This is a genomic window from Sphingopyxis sp. RIFCSPHIGHO2_12_FULL_65_19 (genome assembly GCF_001830555.1).
Lineage (GTDB): Bacteria > Pseudomonadota > Alphaproteobacteria > Sphingomonadales > Sphingomonadaceae > Sphingopyxis.
Genome location: NZ_MIAM01000059.1, coordinates 24726 through 33286 on the forward strand (window position 1 = coordinate 24726; position 8561 = coordinate 33286).

Annotated in this window: 6 protein-coding genes and 1 tRNA gene; 5 read left to right on the forward strand and 2 right to left on the reverse strand. The window is 64.8% G+C overall.

The annotated features are described in order from the left end of the window. Positions 1-101 precede the first annotated feature (101 nt). Entirely contained in the window at positions 102-1022 is a 921-nt protein-coding gene (locus A3E77_RS16460) for a LysR substrate-binding domain-containing protein (protein WP_293647914.1), read from the reverse strand. 103 nt (positions 1023-1125) lie between these two features. On the opposite strand from A3E77_RS16460, the gene A3E77_RS16465 reads away from it, so the two are divergent. Both A3E77_RS16465 and A3E77_RS16470 read left to right on the forward strand, forming a co-directional pair. Next, positions 1126-1890, forward strand: a complete 765-nt coding sequence (locus A3E77_RS16465) for a phytanoyl-CoA dioxygenase family protein (protein WP_293647916.1) — start codon at positions 1126-1128, stop codon at positions 1888-1890. Between the two features lie 27 nt (positions 1891-1917). Continuing rightward, complete coding sequence (locus A3E77_RS16470; protein WP_293647918.1) at positions 1918-2538, forward strand: NADPH-dependent FMN reductase; 621 nt, start codon at positions 1918-1920, stop codon at positions 2536-2538. A 165-nt stretch (positions 2539-2703) separates the two neighbouring features. Here A3E77_RS16470 and A3E77_RS16475 read toward each other — a convergent pair. Further along, positions 2704-2790 (reverse strand) — tRNA-Leu (locus A3E77_RS16475). Between the two features lie 317 nt (positions 2791-3107). On the opposite strand from A3E77_RS16475, the gene A3E77_RS16480 reads away from it, so the two are divergent. From A3E77_RS16480 to A3E77_RS16490, 3 genes are all read left to right on the forward strand, one after another. Beyond that, positions 3108-4685 carry a hypothetical protein gene (locus A3E77_RS16480; RefSeq protein ID WP_293647920.1) on the forward strand — a complete coding sequence of 526 codons (1578 nt, stop codon included), beginning with the start codon at positions 3108-3110 and terminating at the stop codon, positions 4683-4685. Positions 4686-4768: 83 nt separating this feature from the next. Continuing rightward, on the forward strand, positions 4769-7462 hold the full coding sequence (locus A3E77_RS16485; RefSeq protein ID WP_293647922.1) for a TonB-dependent receptor domain-containing protein: 2694 nt from the start codon (positions 4769-4771) through the stop codon (positions 7460-7462). A gap of 173 nt (positions 7463-7635) precedes the next feature. Next, a complete protein-coding gene (locus tag A3E77_RS16490) occupies positions 7636-8505 on the forward strand; it encodes a type II secretion system protein N (protein ID WP_293647924.1) in 870 nt (289 codons plus the stop codon). The last annotated feature ends 56 nt before the right edge of the window (positions 8506-8561 follow it).

Below are 8561 nucleotides of genomic sequence, written 5' to 3' on the forward strand. Positions count from 1 at the left end.
GGGTGGCCCCATTCTTTTGGTGTCGGAGGCTGTCTTGCGCTGAACGAGAAGCGGCAGCTCCCCACCCCATAACCGACGTCCGCATTCTTCAGCCCCACCGCCTATCGCGACGCCACCACCCGCTTCACATGCGCCAGGCACGCCGCGGTCTCGCGCTGCACATCGGCGTTCAGCCACGCGACAATCTCGGGCGTCGGCCCGATATCGGGCTCGAGCAACGCGAAATCCAGATACACCGGCGGCGAAATCGGGCGCACCGCGACGCCCAGCCGGTGAAAGCGCGGGGCGCTGAACGGTTCGGCGATCGTGACGCCCAACCCGGCCTCGACGAACGCATAGAGGATTTGCGAATGCTGCGTTTCCAGCCGCCGCGATACGCTGATGCCCGATTCTTCGAGCGCGGTGTCGATCCCGGTCCACAACGCATCGGCTTCGTGCATCGGGCCGACGAACTCCTCGCCGGCCAGATCGCTGATCGCCAGTTGCTCGCGCGCGGCGAGGGGGTGGTTGGCGGGCAGGATGCACACATATTCGGCGCGCGCGAGCGGCGTCGAGCGGATGCCTTCGCGTCCCTGCATATCGACCCCGACGCCCAGATCGGCTTGCCCCAGAAACACGCGCTCCTCAATCGCGCGCTGGCCGAGCGATTCCACGATGATCTTGATGTCGGGATAGAGGATGCGAAAGCGCGCGATCACCGCGGGCAATATCGCCATCGCGATCGCCGCCAGCGCCGCGATCCGCACCGTCCCCACCGGATGCGCGCGAATGCGCCGCGCCGCCTGGTCGAGCAGGTCGAGCCCCGCATAGCTTCGCCGCACCGCCTCATACAGCGCCTGCGCCTGCGCAGTCGGATGCACGCGCGCCCCGCGCCGGTCGAACAGGCGAAAGCCCACCGCGCGTTCCATGTCGGCGATCAGCCGGCTCACCGACGGCTGGCTGATGTTCAGCATCGTTGCGGCGGCTGTAATGCCCCCGCTCATCATTACGGCGCGAAACGCCTCAACCTGTCTCATCCGCATCGGTCATAGTATACACGTATGATCGGCGGATGCAATTCGATTGGATGCGATGGACGAATTGCGCTTATCCATATCCCCATTGGACAAATCCGGGAGAGACGAAATGGATTATGCCGCCCAGCGCGAACAATTCGCCACCGAAGGCTATGCGGTTTTCGAGCGCATCTTGGAGGGGCCGCTGCTCGACCTTCTGCGCGAAGAATGCGGCCGCGTGATCGAGCGCGAAGACGCCCGTCTCGATGCGTTGGGCGTCGAGGTCGACGGCATCAGCCACAAGGGCAAACGCTATTTTGCCGGTGAATGCCAGCGCCGTCAGCCCGAACTGCGGGACATGCTGTTCAGCGAGACGATGGCCGATGTGTGCCGTGCGACGCTCGGCGACGACGCCTATTTCTTTTACGACCAATATGTCGTGAAGGGCGCCAGCGAAGGGATGCCGTTCAGCTGGCACCAGGATTCGGGCTATGTCGTCGGCAACGGCGGACCTGCCGACCACAAGCCCTATCTGACCTGCTGGTGCACGCTCGACGACACCACCATCGCCAACGGCACCGTTCGCATCCTGCCCTTTTCGCAGGCACCCGAGACGCGCGAGGGTATCGTCCCGCACATCCGCCAGCCCGGCAGCAATGATCTGGTCGGTTACACCGGCGACAGCGAAGGTGTGACGCTGGAGGTGCCAGCGGGCAGCATCGTCTCCTTTTCCAGCCTCGCGCTCCACGCCACCGGATCGAACTCGACCCCGAACATGCGCCGCGTCTATCTTGCGCAATATTCGCCCGAACCGATCCTCAACACCGGCACCAACCATCTTCGTCGCAACGCGATCGCTTTCCTGCGCGGCGGCAGCCAGGTGACCTTCAACTGATGCAGATGGCAATTGAGGAAGAGTGACATGATCGATCGTCCCGTTACCGCGCATCGGCTCCGCATCGTCGCGCTCGGCGGCAATGCAACCGCCGGCGGCTCGGCCGAACGCTTGCTCCGCGACGCACTCGCACGCTGCGAAGTGCAGGGGGCCGACACGATGCTCTTTGCGGGGGAGGCGATCGACCTTCCGATGTATGCCCCGCACCGCAGCGAACGTTGCCCGAAGGTGCAGGCGCTGATGGCGGCGCTGCGCGATGCCGACGGCATCCTGGTCGCGTCGCCCGCCTATCACGGCACGGTGTCGGGGGTGGTCAAGAATGCGCTCGACTATGCGCAGGACCTTGTGTCCAACGCGCAGCCCTATTTCGACGGCCGTGCCGTCGGACTCATTGCCGTCGCGGGTGGATGGCAAGCGGCGGGCAGCACGCTCGCGACGCTGCGCTCCATCACCCATGCGCTGCGGGGATGGCCGACGCCGATGGCGGTCACCGCGAACAGCAGCCAGGCCTTGTTCGATCCCGACGGCCGCGTCGCCGATGCCGGCATCGAACTGCAATTGCGCGTCATGACAGAGCAGGTGATGATGTTCGCAAATATGAAAGCGGAATATGCCGCCGCGGCGGCGCGCGCGGCGCTCGCCGACTGATCGGCGCGGCCGGCTGACTCAAATCCGGTGCTTCGGCACGCCCCGCTTTATGGGCGACCGTCGTGCCATGGCGCGCAGCCCCACGGCCGCGCCGCGTGCCGTAACGGCGCGATACCATATTGTCCTGATCGAAATCCGAAGTTTTCCGGCCATTTCGGCTGATGATGGTGCGGTCGAGAAGACTCGAACTTCCACGGCCTTTCGGCCACAACGACCTCAACGTTGCGCGTCTACCAGTTCCGCCACGACCGCACATCATGATGGTCCGGACGGGTCCGGCACCAGGTAGGAGCGGGCGCCTAGCAAAGCTTGTCGGGTGATGCAAGCGAGCTTCGCCGCATTTATTTTCGCGCCGGCAAGCAAGCGGGCCTGCCGCCGCCGTCCATGTCATCAAACCGACGCGCAAGAGTCATGCAAGTGTCACGGCTCTGGCGTCAGACCGTCATCGAATCACCCTAGTGGCGACGTCACCGGGGGCGAGACGGCAAATCTCTTCTCATCCGCGGCGTGTTTTTCATCAGGGGCGCTGCTCAAACAGTTTGGGGCGCACACCGGGAACGGAGATTTTCATGGCGGCTTTCGCACGCATTCGTTTGGTCATGCTTAGCGGCGTGGCCTGTTCCATTCTGGCCGCTTGCGGCGCCGATGGCGTTGCCTCGCCGGGCGAAGGCGTGATCGTCATCCCGGCGCCGACGCCGACCCCCGCGCCGACTCCGACGCCCACCCCGACCCCGACCCCCACGGGCGTGACCCCGGCCGCGAACTGCCCGACGATCGCCGGCGCCGACCAGCTGGCCGATCTCGGCACGATCACCGGAAACGAAGGCACCTGGCGCAACTGCGGGTTCCCCGCTCGCTTCAATTCGACCACCGCGATCCCGAAGGTCGCAGGCGTCATCTATTCGCTCCCCGGCCGTGTCGACGTCGGCACCGACCAGGGCGCGACCGAAGACGCCAGCGATACCGCCGACGTCACGCTGACGATCGATCCGGGCGTCACCATCTTTGGCGCGACGGGCGTGTCCTTCCTCGCCGTCAACCGCGGTAACAAGATCGACGCCGTCGGCACCCCGACGCAGCCGATCGTCTTCACCGGCCGCGGCAACGTCGTCGGTTCGGCGACCGACAATACCTCGCAGCTGTGGGGCGGCGTCGTGCTGCTCGGCCGCGCCCCGATCACCGACTGCCTCGCGCCCGCCGCGACCCCCGGCACGGCGGCGTGCGAACGCAACACCGAAGGCGCATCGAACGCGCTTTATGGCGGCGCCACCGCGAACGACAATTCGGGCCGCATGTCCTATGTCCAGATCCGCTATTCGGGCTTCGTCCTGTCGGCGAACAGCGAGCTTCAGGGCCTGACCCCCTCGGGCACCGGCTCGGGCACGCAGATCGACCATATCCAGATCCACAACAGCTCGGACGATGGTGCCGAAGTGTTTGGCGGCCGCGTCAACATGAAGCATCTGGTCATCACCGGCGCCGAGGATGACGGCCTCGACACCGACGTCGGTTATCAGGGCAACATCCAATATGTCATCGGCATCCAGCGCGCCGGCGGCACGATCGGCGACTCGATGATGGAAATCGACTCGGACGGCAATGAAGACACGACGCCGCGCCAGCGCGTCGCGCTGTCGAACTTCACCTATATCCAGCGCAACAATGCGGCGGGTAACGGTGCGGCGATCCGCATCCGCGGCGGCGCTGACTACACGTTCGCCAACGGCCTGATCATTGCGCCGGGTATTCGCTGCCTGCGCATCGACAGCGCGACGACGACGCAGACGACCGGCCCCGACGAACAGGGTCCGCCGCGCTTTGAATCGATGTCGCTGCAGTGCAACGCAACGCCATTCCGCGGCTCGAACGGTGTCACCGACGCCGAAGTGCAGGCGATCTTTGAAGCCGGCACGAACAACCGGTCGAACTATGTGCCCAGCCTGACGAACCTGTTCGTCAACGGGGCGACCGAAACCGGCTTCACGCCCTTCGATGTCACGGCGATCAGCTCCTTCTTCGACAACCCGGCCTATGTCGGCGCGGTCCGCGACGCCAATGACACCTGGTACCAGGGCTGGACCTGCAACTCGGCGACGGCGGACTTCGGCACGTCGAGCGGCAGCTGCACCGGCATTCCGACGACCTGATCGCCCGCGATCGAATTTGGGGAGCGGGCTGCCGGAAACGTCGGCCCGCTCCCTTCTTGACAATATCCCTGGGGACATATTCCATGACCAAGCGGCCGATCTTCGCCAGCCTGCTCCTCCTTAGCTCCGCTCTCGTCGCCCCTGCCGCGCTTGCGCAGGACAGCGGCGCCGATCCGGCGCCGGCCGCCGCCGAAGAGCCCGCGGCCGACACGGCCGCGCAGGACGAGGACGGCGACATTTCGATCCCGGGCGGCGCCGACGCCGAAATCGTCGTCACCGGCCGCTTTACCCCCAATGTCGTCCGTGCGACGCCCGAAGTCGTTTCGGTGCTGTCGTCGGCCGACATCGCGCGCACGGGCGAGGGCGATATTGCGGGTTCGCTGCAACGCGTCACCGGCCTGTCGGTTGTCGGCGGCGGCTTCGTCTATGTCCGCGGCCTTGGCGACCGCTATTCGCTGGCGTTGCTCAACGGATCGCCGCTGCCCAGCCCCGAACCGCTGAAGCGCGTCGTGCCGCTCGACATCTTTCCGTCGAACGTGATCGATTCGACTCTCGTCCAGAAAAGCTATTCGGCCAACTTCCCCGGCGAATTCGGCGGCGGCGTGATCAACCTCACGACCAAATCGACCCCGCGCGAAACCTTCCTGACCTTTTCGGGCGGCATCGGCTGGGACAGCGAGACGACGAACGAGCTTGGCTATACCTATTATGGCAGCGACACCGACTGGACGGGCTTCGACGACGGCACGCGCGATGTGCCGCCGCTCTTGAAGGCTGCCTTTGCCAGCGGCAAACCGATCCTCGAGGGCGCCGATTTCTCGCAGGAGGACCTCGAAGCGATCCAGATGGAGCTGGTCAACGCCGAGACGAGCCTGCTCCAGCAGAACGACCATATTCCCGTCAACTGGTCGGCGGGCATCACCGGCGGCACGACGATCGCGCTGCCTGACGGCGAGCTGGGCATCATCGCGACGATGGGGATCAGCAACAAGTGGCGCACGCGTGACACGCTGCAACAAACGTCGCTGAACCGGGATCTCTCGGGCGATCCGCAGACGAGCTACAACCGCGTCATCACCGACAACCGCATCGTCGTGAACGGCCTGCTCGGCTTCGGGCTCGAGCTTGGCGATCACAAGTTCCGCTGGACCAATTTGTTCATCCGCGACACGCTGAAACAGTCGCGCCTCGGTCTCGGTGTCGACCGCAACCAGTCCGAACGCGACATTTTGGAGCAGGACACGGCGTGGTACGAGCGCCAGCTCATCAACACGCAGCTCGTTGCCGAGTTCGATTTCGACCGGCTCCAGCTCGACCTGCGCGGCGGCTATGCCAATTCGCAGCGCGAGGCGCCCTACGAACGCGGCTTTACCTATGTCCGCACCAATCTGCCGACCGAGCAGGATCCGACCGGCGACAAGTTCGTCAACGATCTGGGCGGCAACCGCGGCGACGCGACGATCGCCTTTTCGGACCTGAACGAAGATCTGTGGTCGGGCGGCGTCGACCTGTCCTACGAACTGGCACCGCGCATCACCGCGACGGTCGGCTATGCCTATAGCGACACCAGCCGCACCGCCGTTCGCCGCGCCTTCCAGTTCCGCGGATCGAACCTGCCGGTCGAGGTTACGCAGCTGCGTCCCGACTATCTGCTCTCCGACGCGACGATCCAGCTTTATGACATCGCGCTGCTCGAAACCTCGGCGCAGGATGGCACCGCCGCTTTCGACGCGGCGCTGACGACGCACGCGGGCTATGGTCAGGTGCAGGCCGAGATCATTCCCGGGGTCAACATCAACGCGGGCGTCCGTTACGAGGATGCCAAGCAGACGGTGAGCCCGATCGACCTGTTCAACACGGGCGGCAGCGCGATCGCCGCGACGAACCTCAATAATGATTATTGGCTGCCCGCGGTCACGCTGACCTGGGAAGTCGCACCTGACATGCAGCTGCGTCTCAACGGATCAAAGACGATTGCCCGCCCACAGTTCCGTGAGCTGATCGCGCAAGTCTATCAAGACCCCGAATCGAACCGCGAGTTCCGCGGCAACCCGTCGCTGACCGACAGCGAGCTGTGGAATGCCGAGGTGCGGTACGAATGGTATTTCGCCAAGGATCAGCGCTTCACGCTGGCGGGTTTCTACAAGTCGATCGACCGGCCGATCGAAACCTTCACCTCGATCAGCACCGATTCGGTCGCCAACTCGAGCTTTGCCAACGCGCCGAAGGCGACGCTTTATGGCGCCGAGGTCGAAGTGCAGAAATATTTCGCGCTCGATACGATGTCGGACGCTCCGTTCTGGCAGAGCCGCCGCCTCGTGCTGATCGGCAACTATACCTATACCAAGTCGGAAATTCAGGTCGGCGACGACGATACGACGGTGATCAACGGCGTGACGCTGAACGCCGCCGACTTCTTCTTCGACGGCTCGCCGCTGACCGGCCAGTCGGATCATATCGTCAATTTCCAGATCGGGCTCGAGGATCAGGACAAGCTGTCGCAACAAACGCTGCTTGTCACCTATGCCAGCCCGCGCGTCACCAGCCGCGGTCCGTCGCAGCAGCCCGACATTCGCGAAAAACCGGGAATTTCGCTCGATTTCGTAGCGCGCCAAGGTGTGACCTTGCTGAACAAGGAAATCGAATTGAAGTTCGAGGCGCGCAACCTGACCGGGCGCACCTACAAGGAAGTGCAGGAATCGGGCGACAATCGCATTTTCCTCAACCGTTACAAGCTGGGCCGGACCTTCTCGCTCAGCGCGTCGTTGAAATTCTGATGAGGGGGAAGGCTCCTCTCCGCACGGGGAGGAGCCATTTCGGCCTCGTCGGACTCGCCCGACTGACAAAAAACTGTAATCTTCCCGTCAACTGATTGTCACCAATCGCCCCTAGGCGATTCGCAGGCGCAGCCTTTCAGTTGGGGGACAGGTAGAATTTCATGGCGACGCTGATGTCCCGATCGGCCGTTCGGTTGCCGCGCGCCTTGCCTTCATGGCTGCGCGCGCGCGGACCTTTGCCGCGTGCGGTCTGGCCGCAGCTGCTGGTTGGCCTGCTCGGCGCGCTGCTTGTGTGGCAGGCGGTGCGGCTGCTTTGGGCCCTGCTCACGCCGCTGTCGCCGCTCGGCGCATGGCAGCCGCAGGCCGCAGTGATCGCCTCGCCGGCCGAACGGCGGGCGCTGTTCTCCAGTCTCGATCCCTTTTTCCGCAGCAATGTGCAGGGACCGGCATCGGCGACTGTCACTTCGGCGGGTCTCACCCTGTTCGGCGTCAATCTCAACGAGGCGACCGGCGGCGGTTCGGCGATCATCGCGGGCGAGGATGGGGTGCAGAACAGCTACGCCGTCGGCGACGAGATTGCGCCGGGGTTGAAACTTGCCGGGGTCGCCTTCGATCATGTGTTGCTCGACCGCGGTGGCGCCCGCGAAAGCCTGTTCCTCGACCAGAGCGTGGAGGCCCCCGTCGCCAACCCCGCGGCCCCCTTGCCCGCGCCGACGCCCGAAATCGGATCGGCTTCGGGCGGTGCCAGCGCGAGCGGCGAAATGACCCCGGCGGCGATCAAGGCGGGCGTCGGCTTTGCCCCGCGCACCGAAAATGGCCGCGTCACCGGCATCGTCGTTCAACCGCAGGGCGACGGAGCGGCTTTCCGCGCCGCGGGACTTCGCCCCGGCGACGTGATCCGATCGGTCGGCGGCCGAGCGATCGGGTCGGCGAGCGATGCCGCGGCACTCGCCAATCAGCTGACCCCGGGGGCCCGTATAGCGCTCGAAGTCGAACGCGGCGCCAGCGTCGTGCCCGTCGCCATTTTCCTCACGAAACAATAGAGACCCATGCGCCTCAAACTTTCCCTGATGCTCGCCGCCGCGCTGGTTTCCGCCAC

Coding starts and splice junctions, on each gene's coding strand:
- A3E77_RS16470 (WP_293647918.1), top strand. CDS start 1,918: ATGATCGATCGTCCCGTTACCGCGCATCGGCTCCGCATCGTCGCGCTC.
- A3E77_RS16465 (WP_293647916.1), top strand. CDS start 1,126: ATGGATTATGCCGCCCAGCGCGAACAATTCGCCACCGAAGGCTATGCG.
- A3E77_RS16485 (WP_293647922.1), top strand. CDS start 4,769: ATGACCAAGCGGCCGATCTTCGCCAGCCTGCTCCTCCTTAGCTCCGCT.
- A3E77_RS16490 (WP_293647924.1), top strand. CDS start 7,636: ATGTCCCGATCGGCCGTTCGGTTGCCGCGCGCCTTGCCTTCATGGCTG.
- A3E77_RS16460 (WP_293647914.1), bottom strand. CDS start 1,022: ATGCGGATGAGACAGGTTGAGGCGTTTCGCGCCGTAATGATGAGCGGG.
- A3E77_RS16480 (WP_293647920.1), top strand. CDS start 3,108: ATGGCGGCTTTCGCACGCATTCGTTTGGTCATGCTTAGCGGCGTGGCC.